Source organism: Halomonas pelophila (assembly GCF_040196315.1).
Taxonomy (GTDB): domain Bacteria; phylum Pseudomonadota; class Gammaproteobacteria; order Pseudomonadales; family Halomonadaceae; genus Halomonas; species Halomonas pelophila.
In genome coordinates this window covers 1-18,251 of sequence record NZ_JBEGCI010000008.1, presented here as the reverse complement: position 1 = coordinate 18,251, position 18,251 = coordinate 1, and the positions used below count along the sequence as shown (strand labels likewise).

Below are 18,251 nucleotides of genomic sequence, written 5' to 3'. Positions count from 1 at the left end.
CTGAGTTAGGAGGCCGGCCGTGCCTGAACGACGTCTTTCGGATATCAGACGCCTAGGTTCTGTCTGGAAAGTCGGCACGCAGGCAGCGGTCTATGCACGCCAGGCATACCATGGCCCTGAAGCTGCTGGCCAACTTGTCGGACAGGGTGCAGACCCGGCGTAGCTCCTTGATCCACCCGAAACAGCGCTCGATGATATTTCTGTCGCGATACCGAGGTTTGTCAAAGCCCCTCGGCGCGCCAGGGCGCGGCTTTCGCTTCATCCTGCGCCGGGCAATGATCGGCTTCATCCGGTGTCGGTCGCAGTAGCGGCGAAGTGGGTCGCTGTCATCGCCCTTGTCCGCCACGATGTGGCGACAGCGCTTACGTGGCCTGCCCCTGCTTCCAGACAGATGGACGTGCTCCATGGTGGGGATGAAGTGCCGCGTATCTGAATCTTGTCCCGGAGAAAGCGTGAAGGTCAGCGGCCAACCATGCCGGTCACAGACCATGTGGATCTTGGTCGTCAGGCCGCCTCGGCTCCGTCCCAGGGCATGGTCTACGGGGTCTTGCTGTCCCCCTTTTTGTCGCCTCCAGTGGCGGCCCGGGTGGCGCGGATCGACGTCGAATCGATCATCCAGGTGTCCAGGTCCATCAGGCCATCCTCGCGCAGCCGAAGTTGGAGGCGAGCGAGGATCACTTCGAAGGTGCCGTCGTCTCGCCATTGCCGGAAGCGATCGTAGACGGTCTTCCAAGGGCCGTAACGCTCTGGAAGGTCGCGCCACTTGGCGCCTGAGCACAGGATCCAGAAGATGCCGTTCAACACCTGACGGTCATCGCGGCGGGGGGCGCCCCGTAGTCTGTGGCGGTGATTCGATATCCTCGATGAAGGCCCAGCCGTTGACGGAGATCTCGTAGCGTCCTGCCATGGGTCACCTATGCTGCTGCGGCATAGGTTATATTAGAAAATTCAACTTTTCTGACAAAGCCTAGAGCCTATATGTAGAAAGTGACATTGTTCCGTGCGGCAGGACACCAATAGGGACTTATTTCGGAGTCTGAGGCAATCACGAAAGGCATCGTGTCTTCCGAATCTCTCTTCGTTAGCGCCCTTCGATAAAAAAGGCCATTTCCCTTCAGGAAACGGCCCGGAGCATGACGGAATTAATGAAAATAGTGATATTAATTACTGGGTATGCTGGTTTATTTCTTGCTTTTATCAGCTTGACGCTGACTCTTTTTTCTGAGCAACATCGACTTCCTTCTCGCCCTTTTTCATGCTTTCTTCGACCTGATCCTGGTCTTCATGAACATCTTCCTGACGTTGCTTCTGGCCTTGCTGAATGTTGTCCTCGATCTGTTGCTTGCCTTTCTGCATGCTCTCCGTCGCTAATTGCTGGCTTTCTTTCAGATATTCCTGGGTCAGTGTACGAATCTTGTCCGTGTCGGCCTTAAATCGCTCACTCATTTCCTGAATGGTCTGTTGTTGCTCTTCAACCACTTTCTGGAAACTTTCGGAATCCTTGACATCGAGCCAGGAACGAGATAGGGCCAGGCTGGTATCAGCAAAAGCACGAACGGCATCGTTTTGTGTCGAGAATAGCTCTTGGTAATAATCGGTCGTCAGTGACCCATGGGCACGTACCGGCTCAACGATGGCGTTCTCGAACTGTTGCTTGGATTGATCTGTCGTTTTCTCGACAGTCTGATCAATATCCTTCCTGGTTTTTTTAGCACTCATCTAGCACCTCACTTTCATGCAACTGTGAAACTCAATAATTTCATTGGCTTTTACGTACACTACCTCGCCATAAGGCTCAGCAACGCTTTCGCCAGCGGGATCGCATTTAAGTCCGTCAATGCCTTGATCACTTCCCTTTCGTGACGGCCCTTTCACATGATCAACTAGAGCCTAACGGGTAATGGACGATCTAGAGCCTAACGGGTAATGGACGATCGTTCCGTGCGGCAGCGCACACTGTGCGGCGCATATGGAGGGGGTTTTGCGGGGCACGGGTCATCAAGGGTGATAGGTCATTCCCGCTCATCTCGCGTCGAGCGCAGCAGCACCCGGTCCATGCCGCGGGCGGTCAGCACGCGCCTGAGGGCGGCGAAGAGGTGGGTGGGCACGGTCACCGCATAGCGGGGCCTGGGGCGCGGGTGCTCCAGGGCGTGGATCAGCTTGGCCACCACGGCGTCCGGGCCCAGGGTGAAGGTTGCCTTGCCGCCCTCGCTGGCCAGGCGTGCCTCCACCTTGCGGTAGGTCTCGGCGTGGGCGCTGTGCAGGGTATCGATGTTGGCCCGAAAGGCGCGATGGACGTTCTCGCGAAAGCGGCTGGTGATGGGGGCAGACTGGATCAGGCTGATGTGGATGCCGCTGCCGGAAAGCTCCTGGCGGAGGGTGTCGGCGAGGCCCTCCAAGGCGAACTTGGAACACACATAGGCCCCCCGCGGTAGGGCAGGGCGGCGAACCCCAGCACCGAGCTGATGTGCACGATGCGCCCGTGCCCTTGGGCGCGCATCATAGGCAGCACGCGGGTGGTGAGCTCGTGGGTGCCGAGCAGGTTGGTCTCGAGCTGTTCGCGCAGCACCTCGTGGGAGAGGTCCTCCACCGCGCCGGGCTGCCGTAGGCGCCGTTATTGAACCGCGCCGTCAATCCACCGCCGGTGCGCTCCTTAGGTTTTGTCCGAAAAGTCGAATCTGCTAGCCGCAGCAGCATAGGTGACCCATGGCAGGACGCTACGAGATCTCCGACAACGGCTGGGCCCTCATCGAGGACATCGTGTCGCCCCCGCCGCGATGACCGCCAGGTGCTGAACGGTATCTTCTGGATCCTCTGCTCGGGCGCCAAGTGGCGAGATCTTCCAGAGCGTTACGGCCCTTGGAAGACCGTCTACGATCGCTTCCGGCAATGGCGAGACGACGGCACCTTCGAAGCCATCCTGGCTCGTCTCCAGCTTCGCTTGCGAGAGGATGGCCTGATGGACCTGGACACCTGGATGATCGATTCGACATCGACCCGCGCCACCCGTGCCGCCACTGGAGGCGGCAAAAAGGGGGACAGCAAGAGTCCGTAGACCATGCCCTGGGACGGAGCCGAGGCGGCCTGACGACCAAGATCCACATGGTCTGTGATCGGCATGGATGGCCACTGACCTTCACGCTCTCGCCCGGGCAGGACTCAGATACGCGCCACTTCATCCCGGCCATGGAACACGTCCATCTGCCTGGAAGCAGGGGCAGGCCACGTAAGCGCTGTCGCCACATCGTGGCGGACAAGGGCGATGACAGCGATCCTCTTCGCCGCTACTGCGACCGACACCGGATGAAGCCGATCATTGCAAGGCGCAGGATGAAGCGAAAGCCGCGCCCTGGCGCGCCGAGGGGCTTTGACAAGTCCCGCTATCGAGAACGAAATATCATCGAGCGCTGTTTTGGCTGGATCAAGGAGCTGCGCCGCGTCTGTACCCGATACGCCAAGTTGGCCAGCAGCTTCAGAGCGATGGTATGCCTGGCCTGCATAGATCGCTGCCTACGTGCCGACTTTCCAGACAGAACCTAGAGGAAAAGAGCCCGGCCTGGCGGCCGGGCTCTTCACGTGTCCGAGCGGGTGATCTCTCACCAGAAGGCGAGGATCAGGAAGTAGGCCATCAGGGTCACGACCACCGTGCTGACCAGGTTGAGCATGAAGCCGGCGTGGATCATCGACTGGATCTTCATGCGGCCGGTGGCGAAGACGATGGCATTGGGCGGCGTGGCCACCGGCATCATGAAGGCGCAGCTGGCGGCGATGGCCGCGGGCACCGTGATCAGCAGGGGGGAGATGTCCAGCGACAGCGCCAGGGCGCCGAGCAGCGGCAGGAAGGCGGCCGCGGTGGCGGTGTTGGAGGTCACCTCGGTGAGGAAGATGATCACCAGCACCACCACGCCGACCATCGCCAGCAGCGGGAAGACACCGAAGATGCCGAGCTGCTGGGCGATCCATTCCGCCAGCCCCGAGCGGCTGATGGCGCCGGCCAGCGCCAGGCCGCCGCCGAACAGCAGCAGGATGCCCCAGGGCAGCTCCCTGGCGGCGTCCCAGTCCATCAGGCGCGTGCCATCGCCGCGGCCGGCGGGCACCAGGAACAGGGCGATGCCGGCGATGATGGCGATGCCCGTGTCGGAGAGCCAGTCGAGCCCGGCATCGTTGAGCAGCGGCCGCAGCATCCAGGTCACCGCCGCCAGCAGGAAGATCAGGCCCACGCGGCGCTCGGGTGCGCCGATTCGGCCGAGTTTCTCCAGTTCGTCACGCACCATGCCGGCGCTGTCGTCATCGGTCTTCAGGTTGAAGTTGCGGCGGGTCAGCCACCACCAGGCGCTGATCATCATGGCCGCACTGATCGGCAGACCGATCATCATCCACTGGGCGAAGCCGAGGTCGATGCCGCGGTCCTCGGCCAGGTAGCCCGCCAGCAGGGCATTGGGCGGGGTGCCGATCAGAGTGGCCACGCCCCCGATGCTGGCGGAGTAGGCGATGGCCAGCAGCAGCGCCGTGGCGTAGCGATTCAGCTCGGCCGGGTCGGCGTCGTCCAGCAGGCTGATGACCGACATGCCGATGGGCAGCATCATGATGGCGGTGGCGGTATTGGAGACCCACATGCTGAGAAAGCCGGTGGCCAGCATGAAGCCGCCGATCTGGCGGCGCGGCTGGTGGCCGACCACGCGCAGGACATGCAGGGCGATGCGCCGATGCAGGGCCCAACGCTGCATGGCGATGCCGAGCAGGAAGCCGCCGAGGAAGAGATAGATGATCGGGTTGGCGTAGCTGGCCGCGGTCTCATTCATGTCGCCGATGCCCAGCGCCGGTACCAGGGCCAGCGGCAGCAGCGAGGTGGCGGGGATCGGGATGGCCTCGGTGGACCACCAGGTGGCCATCAGCAGCGCCAGGCCGACGCAGGCCCAGGCCGGGTCGGACATGCCGGTGGGTGCCGGCGCCAACAGGGTCAAGAGTACCCAGAGCGGGCCCAGCCACAAGCCGATGCGCGCGGAGAGGGCAGGCCCCGAGGGCGTGGTGTGAGAGTCGTCGGGTGTGGGCATCGTCGTTCCGTCGTTCCATGCGTGGTGGGTGGAGGGGGATTCTACGCAAGGCGCAGGCCGGCTGCCGAGCCTTGATCGGTAAATGGATCTGGCCGCCTCGCCAGGCCGTTCAGACGTGATTTCGGGGTCTGGCGGGCGGCATGTAGAATGAAGGGCCCTGACACGAACCGACACGGGACATGCCCATGAACCCTACCCTGGCACTCATTCTCCTCGGCCTGGCGCTGGCGATCATCGCCGGTCTCGGGGCCTATGCCTTCACGCTCTGGAAGGAGGTGCGGCGGCGTCGGACCTTCCGGGAAGAGGAACTGCGGCGTGCCCATGAGAACTGCCTGGAGAATCTCGAGATGGTGGCCTCGGCCCTGGCCCAGGAGCAGGTCGATATCACCGAGGGATCCTGGCGCTGCAAGGTGCTGCTGGAGATCCTCGATCAGGACCTGACGCAGCGTCCCGACTTCCAGGCCTTCGACGAGGTCCATCGCCGTACCCAGCACCTGCACACCCATACCGCCCGCAAGGCCTTGAGCCCCAAGGCGCGGTTCCAGGAGGACCGCGAGCGTCTGGCGGTCGAGGACGAGATGCGCGAACCGGTGCTCAAGGCCGCGACGGCGGTGATCGAGTTTCGTCGCGGCTGGCCGGGCAGCCTGCACTGATGTCCGTGGGGGCGGTGCCTGCAGGAGGGGGCGCTTTGGCCCCTTCATTGATTGCAACCGCCCAGACTCTGCGGCAAGCTTGGCGAATCACGTTGACGGCTAATATGCATTGGATGCCCTAGCCGCCGTGCCTGTAACTGGCCGAGAAAGGTTTTACGTGCTTTCTTGGAGGGTGCAGGAAGCGGTTCGGGGGCCGTTTCCCTCGGTTCATTCCTCGGAACCCCCTGGCGATGGCATTACTCACCTGCCGTGCCGGGTTAGTAGTTAAGAAGAAGGAGTCTTGCATGAAAAAATCAACGACTGGTTTGTTGCTTGGTTCCGCGCTGGTGGTCGGGCTCTCCGGCTGTGCCAGCTCGGGGTCACAATCCTCCGGCATGGACAGCGGCGTTTCCTCTGACCGTGCCTGGTATCAATCGCCCTTCGTCTGCGGCCTGGCCGGCGGCCTGATCGGCGGTGGCATCGGTTATGGCACGAGTGGCGAATCCGACGAGGATAAGGGGGCGGCCATCGGCGCCACCGCCGGCGCTGCAATCGGTGCCATGCTATGCGCCGAGCCCAACCGTAGCCCGGCGCCGGCACCGCGCGACACCGATGGCGATGGCGTCTTCGATGCCGATGACCAGTGCCCGGGCACTCCGGCCGGCGTGGCCGTGGATGCCGTGGGTTGTCCGCTCGACTCCGACGGCGACGGCGTGCCGGACTATCAGGACCAGTGTCCGGGTACCCCGGCCGGTGCCGAGGTCAACGCCCTGGGCTGTGAGGAAGACCTGGTGCTGCGCGACGTGAACTTCGAGTTCGACTCCGCCGTCCTGACCATGGGCGCCGAGGACATCCTCGCCGATGTGGCCGACAAGCTGCGTGCTAACGAGAATGTCCGCGTGCGCATCGAGGGTCACACCGACTCCATGGGTAGCGATACCTACAACCAGGACCTCTCCCAGCGTCGTGCCGACTCCGTCGCCGACTACCTGGCGAGCCAGGGCGTCTCGATGGATCGCATGCGCACCGTCGGCTATGGCGAGTCTCAGCCGGTGGCCAGCAACGAGACCGAGGCGGGTCGTGCCGAGAACCGTCGCGTGGAACTGGGCGAGTGGGAGTGATCCTGCCCTGACCCGAGCCACCGTCCCGGCACTGTCCGGGGCGTGACGGAAGTTCGAGAGAAGGCGCCTTCGGGCGCCTTTTCTCGTGTCGGGGTCCTGTCCCTTGGCCATCTCCCCCGTGGCGCCCCACGGGACGCTTCTGCTAGGCTATGCGGCTTTCAGACCACGACCATTCGTCTGGCGACACGTGATCCCTGGTATGGATCACCACTGCGCACAAGGAAGCCTTCATGCCCATCGTGACCCTGCCCGACGGCAGTCAGAGAACCTTCGACGAACCCCTCAGCGTGATGCAGCTGGCCGAGAGCATCGGCCCCGGTCTCGCCAAGGCCTGCGTGGCCGGCAAGATCGACGGTGTCCAGGTGGATGCCGCCGATGTCATCGACCACGATGCCGAGGTGGCGATCCTCACCGCCCGTGACGCGGAGGGCCTCGAGGTCATTCGCCACTCCTGCGCCCACCTGATCGGCCATGCCGTCAAGCAGCTCTATCCCGAGGCCAAGATGGCCATCGGCCCGGTGATCGAGGACGGTTTCTACTACGACGTCGATTTCGGGCGCTCGGTGACCCCCGAGGATCTCGAGACCATCGAGGCGCGCATGAAGGCGCTGATCGATCACGAGTACGACGTGGTGCGCGAGTATGTCGACCGCGATCACGCCATGCTGCAGTTCCTGCATCGCGACGAGCCCTACAAGCAGGAGATCGTGCGCGGCATTCCCGAGGGAGAGACCATTCGTCTCTACCATCACGAGGAATACCTCGACATGTGCCGGGGCCCTCACGTGCCCAATACGCGGCACCTCAAGGCGTTCAAGCTGACCAAGCTCTCCGGGGCCTACTGGCGCGGTAACGCCGAGAACCCCATGCTGACCCGCATCTACGGCACCGCCTGGGGCGACAAGAAGCAGCTCAAGGCCTATCTCAAGCGCCTCGAGGAGGCCGAGAAGCGCGATCACCGCAAGCTGGCCAAGAAGATGGATCTCTTCCACCTCCAGGAAGAGGCTCCGGGCATGGTCTTCTGGCATCCCAACGGCTGGACGATCTATCAGGCGCTCGAGCAGTACATGCGTCGCGTGCAGATCGAGCACGGCTACCAGGAGATCAAGACGCCTCAGGTGGTCGACCTCTCGCTGTGGAAGGCCTCGGGGCACTGGGGGCACTACAGCGAGCTGATGTTCACCACCGAGTCGGAGAAGCGCGAGTACGCGGTCAAGCCGATGAACTGCCCCTGCCACGTGCAGGTGTTCAACCAGGGGCTGAAGAGCTACCGCGACCTGCCGCTGCGCCTCGCCGAGTTCGGCAGCTGCCACCGCAACGAGCCCTCCGGCTCGCTGCACGGCCTGATGCGGGTGCGCGGCTTCACCCAGGACGACGCGCACATCTTCTGCACCGAGGGGCAGATCCAGGCCGAGGCCGAGGCCTTCATCGCCCTGACCCTGCAGGTCTACAAGGAGCTCGGCTTCGACGACGTGGAGCTCAAGCTCTCCACGCGCCCCGAGGGCTTCATGGGCGAGCCGGCGCTGTGGGATCGCGCCGAGGCCGGCCTCGAGGCGGCGCTGAACGCCACCGGTCTCGAGTGGGAGCTGCAGCCGGGCGAGGGCGCCTTCTACGGGCCCAAGATCGAGTTCTCGCTGCGCGACTGCCTCAACCGCGTCTGGCAGTGTGGTACCCTGCAGCTCGACTTCAACCTGCCGGGTCGCCTGGGGGCACAGTTCGTCGACGAGGATGGCGTGCGCAAGACGCCGGTGATGCTGCATCGCGCGATCCTCGGCTCCTTCGAGCGCTTCCTGGGCATCCTGATCGAGCACTATGCCGGCGCCATGCCGCTGTGGCTGGCGCCGCAGCAGGCGGTGGTCATGACCATCACCGATGCTCAGCGTGATTACGCCGTCTCGCTGGTCGAGCGGCTGCAGAAAGTCGGTCTGCGCGTCAAGTCGGACTTGAGGAACGAGAAGATCGGCTTTAAAATCCGAGAGCATACGTTGCAGAAGGTCCCCTATCTCCTGGTGGTGGGAGATAAGGAAGTCGAGTCCGACTCGGTGGCCCTGCGCACCCGCAGCGGCGAGAATCTCGGGACGATGACGGTAGACGCCTTCATCGAGCGGATTCAGACCGAACGGCAATAGCGACATCTTCCAAGCGATAGTGGAGACGGAACCATCAAGAGAAGCAACCCAAGAGGGCGCGTTCAGGATAAACGCCCCCCGATGAACGAGCGCATTACCGAGGATCAGGTCCGCCTGATCGATAGCGACGGCGAACAGCTGGGCGTCGTGCCCACCAGCGAGGCGCTGGAGCGAGCCGAAGCGGCCGGAATGGACCTCGTGCAGATTTCCAACGCCGATCCCATCGTCTGCAAGATCATGGATTACGGTAAGTTCGTCTTCGAGCAGAAGAAGCAGAAGTCTGCTCAGAAGAAGAAGACGAAGCAGATCCAGGTCAAGGAAGTGAAGTTCCGGCCTGGCACCGACGAGGGTGACTATCAGGTCAAGATGAAGAACCTGATTCGATTCCTCGAAGGTGGCGACAAGGGCAAGGTCACCCTGCGTTTTCGCGGTCGTGAAATGGCGCACCAGGACATCGGCCGCAAGCTGATGGAACGGATTGCCGCCGACCTCGAGGAGCTGGGTACCGTGGAGTCCTTCCCGAAGATGGAAGGGCGCCAGATGATCATGATCATTGCCCCCAAGAAGAAGTGATTCGACGGCCCGTTTAACGGCCGGAAGGCAGGCTTGCCTTCCGGTGGCCCCGAATTTTCTGAAAAATCTCGAGCGGAGTTATTCTCATGCCGAAAATCAAGAGCAACAGCGGCGCTGCCAAGCGCTTCAAGAAGACGGCCAACGGCTTCAAGCACAAGCAGTCGTTCCGTAGCCACATCCTGACCAAGAAGTCCACCAAGCGGAAGCGTCAGCTGCGTGGGATGAAGCAGATCCACGACGCCGACAAGTCACTCATCCAGCGGATGCTGCCGACTCTGTAACTTCCCGGGTGAACCCCTCTAACATCAGGAGAAAGCTATGACTCGCGTCAAGCGTGGTGTCGTCGCACGTCGTCGTCACAAGAAGATTCTTAAGCAGGCCAAGGGTTACTACGGTGCCCGTTCGCGCGTCTTCCGCGTCGCCAAGCAGGCCGTCATCAAGGCCGGCCAGTATGCGTACCGCGACCGTCGCCAGCGCAAGCGTCAGTTCCGTGCCCTGTGGATCCAGCGTATCAACGCCGGTGCCCGCCAGCACGGCCTGTCCTACAGCCGCTTCGTCGGTGGCCTGAAGAAGGCCGGTATCGAGATCGACCGCAAGGTGCTGGCCGATCTGGCCGTTCACGAGAAGGCTGCCTTTGCCGCCATCGTCGAGAAGGCCAAGGCTGCCCAGTAAGGGAGTCGACCCTGGCCGGTGAGCGGCTCGTGTCGCGCCGCCGGTCCGTGATCGTCGCAGGGGAAGAGCAGCCGCTCTTCCCCTGTTTTTTTGAAAGACTTCTTTGAAAGACTTCGGAGCTCAACGGATGGACCACCTTCCCACTCTGGTTGCCGAGGCCCGCGACGCCATCCACGCCGCCGACAGCCTGGCCGCGCTGGACGACCTGCGCGTGCGCTATCTCGGCAAGAAGGGCGAGATCACCGCCCTGCTCAAGGGGCTCGGCAAGCTGCCCGCGGAGGAGCGCCCGGCCGCCGGGGAGCGGATCAACCAGGCCAAGCAGGCGCTGGGCCAGGAACTCGACGAGCGCCGCCAGGCGCTGGAGAAGGCGGCGCTGGAGGCGCGCCTGGCCGCCGAGCGCCTGGACGTGACCCTGCCGGGGCGCGGCCAGCCCAGCGGCGGCCTGCACCCGGTGACCCTGACCCTGGAGCGCATCGAGGCGATGTTCACGCGCATCGGCTATGACGTGGCGGTCGGTCCGGAGATCGAGGACGACTACCACAACTTCGAGGCCCTCAATATCCCCGCCCATCACCCGGCGCGGGGCATGGCCGATACCTTCTACTTCGATGCCACCCGGCTGTTGCGCACCCACACCTCGCCGGTGCAGGTGCGGACCATGAAGGAGGCCGAGCCGCCGATCCGCATCGTCTGCCCGGGACGGGTCTATCGCAGCGACTCCGATCTGACCCACACCCCGATGTTCCATCAGGTTGAGGGCCTGCTGGTCGACGAGGACGTCAGCTTCGCCGACCTCAAGGGCACCATCCAGGACTTCCTGCACGCCTTCTTCGAGCGTGACGATCTCTCGGTGCGCTTCCGTCCCTCTTATTTCCCCTTCACCGAGCCCTCGGCCGAGGTCGATATCGAGTGCGTGATGTGCAGCGGCGACGGCTGCCGGGTCTGCTCGCACAGCGGCTGGCTGGAGGTGATGGGCTGCGGCATGGTGCACCCCGAGGTGTTCCGCCACTCCGGCATCGATACCGAGCGCTATACCGGGTTCGCCTTCGGCATGGGTGCCGAACGCCTCGCCATGCTGCGCTACGGCGTCAACGACCTGCGGCTGTTCTTCGACAACGACCTGCGCTTCCTGCGCCAGTTCGCCTGATCGATCACCGGATAAGCAGAACACAGGAGTTGTCATGAAATTTTCCGAACAGTGGCTGCGCGACTGGGTCTCGCCGGCCCTTTCTACCCAGGCGCTCGCCGACCAGATCACCATGGCCGGCCTCGAGGTCGATGCCGTGGAGCCCGTGGCCGCGAGCTTCAGTGACGTGGTGGTCGCCCAGGTGGTGGCCAAGGCGCCGCATCCGGACGCCGACAAGCTCAACGTCTGCCAGGTCGACGACGGCAGCGGTGAGCGGGTGCAGGTAGTGTGTGGCGCCCCCAACGTGGCCGAGGGCCAGCGGGTGGCCTTTGCCCGGGTCGGCGCCGTGCTGCCCGGCGACTTCACCATCAAGAAGGCCAAGCTGCGCGGCGTGGAGTCTTGCGGCATGATCTGCTCCGCCTCGGAGCTCGGCCTCGCGGAGGAGACCTCCGAGGGCATCCTCGAGCTGCCGGCCGATGCGCCGGTGGGCGAGGGCTTCCGCGACTTCATGGGGCTCGATGACCACACCATCGAGGTCGACCTCACCCCCAATCGTGGAGACTGCCTGAGCGTGAAGGGCCTGGCCCGCGAGGTGGGGGTGCTCAACCGCCTGGCGGTCGAGGGGCCGGCGCTTGCCCCGGTGCCGCCGGTCCATGACGAAAGCTTCCCGGTGCGCGTCGAGGACGGCGAGCGCTGCCCGCGCTATCTCGGTCGTTTGATCAAGGGCGTCGACGTCACCGCCGAGACGCCGCTGTGGATGGTCGAGCGGCTGCGCCGCAGCGGCATCCGCGCCATCGACCCGGTGGTCGACGTCACCAACTACGTGATGCTCGAACTCGGCCAGCCGCTGCACGCCTTCGACCGCGCCAACCTGCACGGCAGCGTGATCGTGCGGCTGGCACGGGAGGGCGAGCGCCTGGTGCTGCTCGACGGCCAGGAGATCACCCTGGAGGGCGAGACCCTGGTGATCGCCGACGAGCACGGCCCGCTGGCCATCGCCGGCGTCATGGGTGGCGAGCACTCCGGCGTCAGCGCCGAGACCCGCGACATCTTCCTCGAGTCGGCCTTCTTCTCGCCGCTGGCCGTGGCCGGTCAGGGCCGTCGCTACGGCCTGCACACCGATGCCTCTCATCGCTTCGAGCGTGGCGTCGACCCGGCACTCGCCCGCGAGGCCGCCGAGCGGGCCACCGCGCTGCTGCTTCAGATCACCGGCGGCGAGCCGGGGCCGCTGATCGAGGTGGCAAGCGACCCGCATCTGCCCGGCGCCCGCCAGGCGATCCTGCGCGCCGCTCGTCTCGAGCAGGCACTCGGCAAGTCGCTGCCCGGCGACGAGGTCGCCGAGATCCTCGAGCGCCTGGGGCTCGGCGTCGCGGCCACCGGCGAGGGCTGGACGGTGCAGGTGCCGAGCTGGCGCTTCGACATCGCCATCGAGGAGGACCTCATCGAGGAGGTGGCGCGCATCCATGGCTATAACCGTCTGCCGGTGCGTCGTCCCCAGCTGCGCCTGGCGCTGCGCCCCGCGGATGAGGCCCATACGCCGCTGGGCCGGCTGCGTCGCCAGATGGTCGCCCGCGGCTATCAGGAGGCGGTGACCTACAGCTTCGTCGCCCCGGAACTGCAGCAGGCGCTGCATCCCGAGGCCATCTCGCCGGCGCTCGCCAACCCCATCTCCAGCGACCTGTCGGTGATGCGCGCGAGCCTCTTCCCGGGCCTGGTGCGCGCCCTCACGCACAACCTGAACCGTCAGCAGAGCCGGGTGCGGCTGTTCGAGACCGGCCTGGTGTTCCGCGGCGAGCTCGACCACCTGCACCAGCTGCCGATGCTCGGCGCGCTGGTCTGCGGGCCCCGTGAGCCCGAGGGCTGGTCCGGCGACAAGGCCGCGGTCGATTTCTTCGACCTGAAGGGCGACCTCGAGAGCCTGCTGGCGCTGGGCGAGCCCGAGGCCTGGCGCTTCGAGCCGGGCGAGCATCCGGCCCTGCATCCGGGGCAGTGTGCGCGCATCCTGCATCGCGGTGAGGAGGCCGGCTGGATCGGCACCCTGCATCCGGCGGTGCGTGCCAAGCTGGGCCTCAAGGTCGATGCGCTGCTCTTCGAGGTGCGCCTCGACGCCCTTACCCAGGGGCGGGTGCCGGCCTTCACGCCGCTGTCGCGCCATCCCGAGGTGCGTCGTGACCTGGCGTTCCTGGTCGACGCCGAGCTGCCGGTCCAGTCGCTGCTGGATACCCTCCGCGGCCAGGCCGGCGAGTGGCTGGTGGACTCGCACCTGTTCGATGTCTATCAGGGCAAGGGTGTTCCGGAGGGACGCAAGAGCGTGGCCCTGGGCTTGACCTGGCAGCATCCATCGCGCACGCTTAATGACGAGGAAATCAATCAGTTGGTTGATGCCATCGTCGCGGAATCGCACCAGCATCTGGGCGCAGAGCTGCGTTCATGACCGGAGCGCGTGACAAGGCTGCGCACGTCAGCGAGGCGAGCCCCGGCGATCGGCAGGACCAGCGCCACGAGGACGACAACATGGGTGCGTTGACCAAGGCGGAACTGGCCGAACATCTGCACGCCGAGCTTGGCCTCTCCAAGCGCGAGGCCAAGTCCATGGTGGAGGCCTTCTTCGAGGAGATTCGTGGCTGTCTGCGTGAGAACGAGCAGGTCAAGCTGTCGGGGTTCGGCAACTTCGACCTGCGCGACAAGCGCGAACGTCCCGGTCGCAACCCGAAGACCGGCGAGGAGATTCCCATCTCCGCGCGGCGCGTGGTCACCTTCCGGCCCGGCCAGAAGCTCAAGAGCCAGGTCGAGGGATTCGACGGCGAGGTGCACTGAGCGCCGCCGGTGGTTGCGATAACCGTCGGTCGCCAGGCAAGACGCCACTCCTCGGAGTGGCGTCTTTGCATTGGGCCCTCTTGGCGCTTCAGGGGCGTGGCCTACACGGCGCCGCCGCTCTCCAGCGTCCAGGTGATCACCACCTTCAGCACGTAGCCCAGCATCCCGGCGCCGAGCACCACGAACAGCATGAGGGTGCCGAAGCGTCCGGCCTGGGACTTCTTGGCCAGATCCCAGATGATGAAGCACATGAAGAGGATCAGGCCGCCGATCATGATCGGCGTGATCCAGGTCTCGAAGGCGTGCCGCATGGTGTCTCCTAGCAGGAAGGGTGAATGCCCGACCATTATACTCGGACTCCCCGTGCTCGGCAGTCATCCTGGCGTGGCCCCATGCCGCACCCCCGTGTTAATATCCGAGTGAAATCCTCAGGTAAATCCATGACATGCCCATGCTCAAGATCTTCGTAGGCACCATGTATGGCGGTGCCCTGGACGTCGCCGAACAGGTCAAGCCGCTCTTCGAGGAGGCCGGTTACGAGGTGGCGATCTTCGACCAGCCGACCCTCGACGACCTCATCGGCTCGCCCACCGACCTGGCGCTGTTCTGCGTCTCCACCACCGGTAGCGGCGACCTGCCCGGCAATATCGTGCCGTTCGCTCGGGCGCTCGAGGAGCAGAGCCCCGGCCTTGGCAGCCTGCGCTACGGCCTGATCGCCCTGGGCGACAGCTCCTACGGCGATACCTACTGCGGTGCCGGGCGCTACCTCGACGAGCTGCTCGAAGGTCAGGGCGCCCAGCGGCTCGGCGAGCGCCTCGAGGTCGATGCCATGGAGACCTTCATGGCCGATGATGCCGCGCTGCCCTGGGTCGAGGAGTGGATCGACGCCCAGCAGCTGAAGGTGGCCTGAGATGGGGGCCACACCGAGCGCGGAGCGCGTCAGCCTGCTGCTGGGGCTCGGCGTGCTGATGCTGGCGACCCTGCCGCGCTATCTGGCCGCCGGCCTCGAGACGCGCCAGTCGTTGATGCTGATGGCGCTGGCCGTGGTCGCGATCGCGACCCTGCTGCAGTGGCGGATGCTCGAGGATGCGGCGCGCGCGCGCCTGCCGGGGCTGCTGTGTCGGCTGGTGCTCTGCCTGGGGGCAGGGGCGGTCTTCATGACCGCCTGGCACGCCCTGACCAGCGACTTCTTCGGCTGGGAGCTCGTCGCCTCCCACGGCGCCACCCTGGGCCTGCTGCTGCATGCGCTCTGGCTGTGGTGGCGGCCGACGCGCGCCTAGCCGCGGCGGCGGTCGACCCGCCGTGAGTGGCCGGATAGCGCCCGACGGACGCTGTCACGACCGCTGTTATAACCGTCGTTACGATCAAGCAACCTCGAGGCCCCGCCGGATCCGTGATCCGGCGGGGCCTCTTGCATCCCGGTCAGGCGCCGGTTCGGCTAGCCGAGGGTGTAGCAGGGCACGTAGTCGCCGGCGAGCTTCATGCGACCCTGATCGACGAAGGAGGAGAGCAGCTCGTCTAGGCGCGCCATCAGCTCTGGCTCGGCGTGCAGCCGGAAGGGTCCGTGGGCCTCGATGGCCCGTAGGCCCTGCTCCTTGACGTTGCCGGCGACGATGCCCGAGAACGCGCGGCGCAGGTTGGCCGCGAGCTCATGCACCGGCTGCTCGCGGTGGAGCGCCAGGCTCGCCATGGCCTCGTGGGTGGGTTCGAAGGTTTCCTGGAAGTTGCGCGCCACGGTCAGGCGCCAGTTGTAGTAGAAGGCGTCCTGGCGGCTGCGGCGATACTCGGCGACCCGGTCGATGTTGACGCGCATGGCCCGGGCTACCTCGACGGGGTCGTCGACGATGATGCGGTAGTGGCGGCGCACCTCTTCGCCCAGGGTGTAGACCAGGAATTCGTCGATGCGCTTGAAGTAGTCGGCGGCGCTCGCGGGGCCGGTGAAGATGACCGGCAGCTCCATGTCGGTGTTGTCGGGGTGCAGCAGGATCCCCAGCAGGTACAGGATCTCCTCGGCGGTGCCCACGCCGCCGGGGAAGACCAGGATGCCGTGACCCAGGCGCACGAAGGCCTCTAGGCGCTTCTCGATGTCGGGCATCACCACCAGCTCGTTGACGATGGGGTTGGGTGCCTCGGCGGCGATGATGCCGGGCTCTGAGACCCCCAGGTAGCGCCCCTGGCTGCGCCGCTGCTTGGCGTGGGCCACGTTGGCGCCCTTCATGGGCCCCTTCATGGCGCCCGGCCCGCAGCCGGTGCAGATATCCAGCTCGCGCAGTCCCAGGTGATAGCCCACCGCCTTGGTGTAGTCGTACTCCTCGCGGGAGATCGAGTGGCCCCCCCAGCAGACCACCAGGCTCGGATCCCGGCCCGGCTTGAGGGTGCCGGCCTTTCTCAGGATATGGAACACCGCATTGGTGGTGCCTTCCGCGGTCTGCAGGTCGAAGCGATGGCGGGTCTGGATCTCGTTGTAGACGTAGACGATGTCGCGCAGCACCGCGGAGAGGTGCTCGCGGATGCCGCGGATCATCTTGCCGTCGACGAAGGCCTCGGCGGGGGCGTTGGTGATCTTCAAGCGCACGCCGCGGTCCTGTTGCTGAACCTCGATATCGAAGTCGCGGTAGGTCTCGAGCAGGGCCAGGCCGTCATCGGTGAGGTTGCCGCAGTTGAGCACCGCCAGCGAGCAGTTGCGCAGCAGGTCATGCAGCCCGCTGCGGGAGGTGTCGTGCAGGCGCTCGACCTCCTGCTGGGAGAGGATCTCGAGGCTGCCTTCCGGTGAGATGGTGGTGGAAATGGTGTCGGGCATCCGTGGCGTTCCCTGTCGTCATGGCCGGATTGGTCGTGCCTCGATGCTACCACGCCGACCATCGGGCGGGCAGCGCTGCGGCCCCGGCGGCGAGCTGATAGAATCACCGCTGCCAGGCCACCGCCCTCGACGTGACATCCCATGTTCAACGCCCGCTATTTTCGCACCTTCATCACGCTGGTCGAGACCGGCAGCTTCACGCGCACCGCCCGGCGTCTCGAGATGACACAGCCCGGCGTCAGCCAGCACGTCCGCAAGCTCGAGCAGTACCTCGGCAAGTCGCTGCTCGATCGCCAGGGGCGGCGCTTCGTGCTCACCGAGGCCGGCCGCCGCGCCTACGACTATGCGCTCAAGCTGTTCGCCGAACACGAGCAGTTCCGCCACTCCCTGGACAACGACAGCCTGGACTGCGGCGAGTGCCGCCTCGCCTCGCCGGGCAGCATCGGACTGATGCTCTATCCGTTCATCCTCGGTCAGCAGCAGATGCAGCCGGGCCTCACCGTCAGCTACAGCTTCGCCTTCAACGGCGAGATCGTCGCCGACGTCCTCGCCGGCCGCCACGATCTCGGCATCGTCACCGAGCCGGTACGCCATCCGGAGCTCGACTGCGAGCCCTGGCACCAGGAGCCGCTCTGCCTGGTGGTGCCGGCGGACTTCGCCGGCAACGGGCTGGGCGACCTGATGGCGCTTGGGGTAATCGGCTATCCGGGCGGCAACGATCATGCCGGGGCGCTGTTGCGCGCCAATTTCCCCGACTTTCGCTCGATGAGTCACTTCCCGCGTCAGGGCTTTACCAACGAGGTGGGCATGGTGCTGGATGCGGTGGCCCGGGGGCTAGGCTTTGCGGTGGTCTCACGGGTGGTGCTGGAGACCTCGCCCTGGCAGCGCCAGGTCAAGGCGCTCTCCCTGGCCCAGGCGTGCCACGAGTTCCTCTACCTGGTGACCCGCACCGGCGCGCACATGCCGCGGCGCTACGTGCGCCTGCTCGAGGGCTACCGCGAGCAGCGCCGCCACGAGCGCCTCGGCTATGGTGAGGTGATCGAGAGCTGAGGTGATCGAGGACCGAGACGGTCAAGGAAGGCGTCGATCGGGAATGAGTCGATCGAGGCCTGAACGCGCAGGGCCCCGCCGAAGCGGGGCCCTTTTCATTGGCGATCAGGCGGCGCCGGGGAGGCGCCTCATGACAGGCTTAGTGACATCTCAATCACGGTACTCGTCGATGCTCGGGCAGGAGCAGATCAGCTGCCGGTCGCCGAAGACGTTATCGACCCGGTTGACCGCCGGCCAGTACTTGGCCGCCTTGACGGCCTCTGACGGGAAGGCACCG

At 65.1% G+C, this 18,251-nt stretch carries 18 protein-coding genes and 2 pseudogenes; 13 read left to right on the top strand and 7 right to left on the bottom strand.

The genetic code is table 11. The features are described from left to right. Nucleotides 1-52 precede the first annotated feature (52 nt). The 4 genes and pseudogenes from ABE957_RS10235 to ABE957_RS10220 form a co-directional block, all read right to left on the bottom strand. Nucleotides 53-907, bottom strand: a pseudogene (locus ABE957_RS10235) (IS5 family transposase). A gap of 290 nt (nt 908-1,197) precedes the next feature. Next, the gene (locus tag ABE957_RS10230) at nt 1,198-1,719 is read right to left on the bottom strand and encodes a phasin family protein (protein ID WP_349758578.1); all 522 of its coding nucleotides are present in this window, start codon (nt 1,717-1,719) and stop codon (nt 1,198-1,200) included. 293 nt (nt 1,720-2,012) lie between these two features. Continuing rightward, a complete protein-coding gene (locus ABE957_RS10225; protein ID WP_349758577.1) occupies nt 2,013-2,417 on the bottom strand; it encodes a Rossmann-fold NAD(P)-binding domain-containing protein in 405 nt (134 codons plus the stop codon). Then, nucleotides 2,336-2,569 carry an SDR family NAD(P)-dependent oxidoreductase gene (locus ABE957_RS10220; protein WP_349758576.1) on the bottom strand — a complete coding sequence of 78 codons (234 nt, stop codon included), beginning with the start codon at nt 2,567-2,569 and terminating at the stop codon, nt 2,336-2,338. The genes ABE957_RS10225 and ABE957_RS10220 overlap by 82 nt, the downstream gene beginning before the upstream one ends. 137 nt (nt 2,570-2,706) lie before the next feature. On the opposite strand from ABE957_RS10220, the pseudogene ABE957_RS10215 reads away from it, so the two are divergent. Beyond that, nucleotides 2,707-3,540 (top strand): annotated as a pseudogene (locus ABE957_RS10215) (IS5 family transposase). 56 nt (nt 3,541-3,596) lie between these two features. Here the strand turns inward: ABE957_RS10215 and ABE957_RS10210 are convergent. Then, nucleotides 3,597-5,054, bottom strand: a complete 1,458-nt coding sequence (locus ABE957_RS10210) for an SLC13 family permease (protein ID WP_349758575.1) — start codon at nt 5,052-5,054, stop codon at nt 3,597-3,599. A 185-nt stretch (nt 5,055-5,239) separates the two neighbouring features. On the opposite strand from ABE957_RS10210, the gene ABE957_RS10205 reads away from it, so the two are divergent. The 9 genes from ABE957_RS10205 (at nt 5,240) to ihfA (ending at nt 14,124) form a co-directional block, all read left to right on the top strand. Beyond that, complete coding sequence (locus ABE957_RS10205) at nt 5,240-5,707, top strand: DUF2489 domain-containing protein (RefSeq protein WP_349758574.1); 468 nt, start codon at nt 5,240-5,242, stop codon at nt 5,705-5,707. Nucleotides 5,708-5,991: 284 nt separating this feature from the next. Beyond that, nucleotides 5,992-6,807 carry an OmpA family protein gene (locus ABE957_RS10200; protein ID WP_349758573.1) on the top strand — a complete coding sequence of 272 codons (816 nt, stop codon included), beginning with the start codon at nt 5,992-5,994 and terminating at the stop codon, nt 6,805-6,807. A 230-nt stretch (nt 6,808-7,037) separates the two neighbouring features. Beyond that, nucleotides 7,038-8,936 (top strand): threonine--tRNA ligase, encoded by a 1,899-nt coding sequence (gene thrS / locus ABE957_RS10195; protein ID WP_349758572.1) that lies wholly within the window; start codon nt 7,038-7,040, stop codon nt 8,934-8,936. A 33-nt stretch (nt 8,937-8,969) separates the two neighbouring features. Next, on the top strand, nt 8,970-9,509 hold the full coding sequence (gene infC / locus ABE957_RS10190; RefSeq protein ID WP_349758749.1) for a translation initiation factor IF-3: 540 nt from the start codon (nt 8,970-8,972) through the stop codon (nt 9,507-9,509). An 86-nt stretch (nt 9,510-9,595) separates the two neighbouring features. Next, nucleotides 9,596-9,790, top strand: a complete 195-nt coding sequence (gene rpmI / locus ABE957_RS10185; RefSeq protein ID WP_349758571.1) for a 50S ribosomal protein L35 — start codon at nt 9,596-9,598, stop codon at nt 9,788-9,790. Between the two features lie 37 nt (nt 9,791-9,827). After that, nucleotides 9,828-10,181, top strand: coding sequence for a 50S ribosomal protein L20 (gene rplT, locus ABE957_RS10180; protein WP_021817421.1), 354 nt, complete (start codon nt 9,828-9,830; stop codon nt 10,179-10,181). Between the two features lie 127 nt (nt 10,182-10,308). After that, entirely contained in the window at nt 10,309-11,328 is a 1,020-nt protein-coding gene (pheS, locus tag ABE957_RS10175) for a phenylalanine--tRNA ligase subunit alpha (RefSeq protein ID WP_349758570.1), read from the top strand. A gap of 34 nt (nt 11,329-11,362) precedes the next feature. After that, complete coding sequence (gene pheT / locus ABE957_RS10170; RefSeq protein WP_349758569.1) at nt 11,363-13,741, top strand: phenylalanine--tRNA ligase subunit beta; 2,379 nt, start codon at nt 11,363-11,365, stop codon at nt 13,739-13,741. Between the two features lie 80 nt (nt 13,742-13,821). Then, on the top strand, nt 13,822-14,124 hold the full coding sequence (gene ihfA, locus ABE957_RS10165) for an integration host factor subunit alpha (protein WP_349758748.1): 303 nt from the start codon (nt 13,822-13,824) through the stop codon (nt 14,122-14,124). Between the two features lie 101 nt (nt 14,125-14,225). Here the strand turns inward: ihfA and ABE957_RS10160 are convergent, their stop codons facing one another. Continuing rightward, the gene (locus ABE957_RS10160; RefSeq protein ID WP_349758568.1) at nt 14,226-14,435 is read right to left on the bottom strand and encodes a DUF2788 domain-containing protein; all 210 of its coding nucleotides are present in this window, start codon (nt 14,433-14,435) and stop codon (nt 14,226-14,228) included. A gap of 134 nt (nt 14,436-14,569) precedes the next feature. On the opposite strand from ABE957_RS10160, the gene ABE957_RS10155 reads away from it, so the two are divergent. Together ABE957_RS10155 and ABE957_RS10150 are read left to right on the top strand one after the other, a co-directional pair. Then, the gene (locus ABE957_RS10155) at nt 14,570-15,034 is read left to right on the top strand and encodes a flavodoxin (protein ID WP_349758567.1); all 465 of its coding nucleotides are present in this window, start codon (nt 14,570-14,572) and stop codon (nt 15,032-15,034) included. A 1-nt stretch (nt 15,035) separates the two neighbouring features. After that, nucleotides 15,036-15,404 carry a hypothetical protein gene (locus ABE957_RS10150; protein WP_349758566.1) on the top strand — a complete coding sequence of 123 codons (369 nt, stop codon included), beginning with the start codon at nt 15,036-15,038 and terminating at the stop codon, nt 15,402-15,404. Between the two features lie 158 nt (nt 15,405-15,562). Here ABE957_RS10150 and ppnN read toward each other — a convergent pair whose 3' ends face one another. Continuing rightward, nucleotides 15,563-16,924 carry a nucleotide 5'-monophosphate nucleosidase PpnN gene (gene ppnN, locus ABE957_RS10145; protein WP_349758565.1) on the bottom strand — a complete coding sequence of 454 codons (1,362 nt, stop codon included), beginning with the start codon at nt 16,922-16,924 and terminating at the stop codon, nt 15,563-15,565. 141 nt (nt 16,925-17,065) lie between these two features. Here ppnN and ABE957_RS10140 point away from each other — a divergent pair, with 141 nt between their 5' ends. Continuing rightward, nucleotides 17,066-17,974 (top strand): LysR family transcriptional regulator, encoded by a 909-nt coding sequence (locus ABE957_RS10140; protein ID WP_349758564.1) that lies wholly within the window; start codon nt 17,066-17,068, stop codon nt 17,972-17,974. The last annotated feature ends 277 nt before the right edge of the window (nt 17,975-18,251 follow it).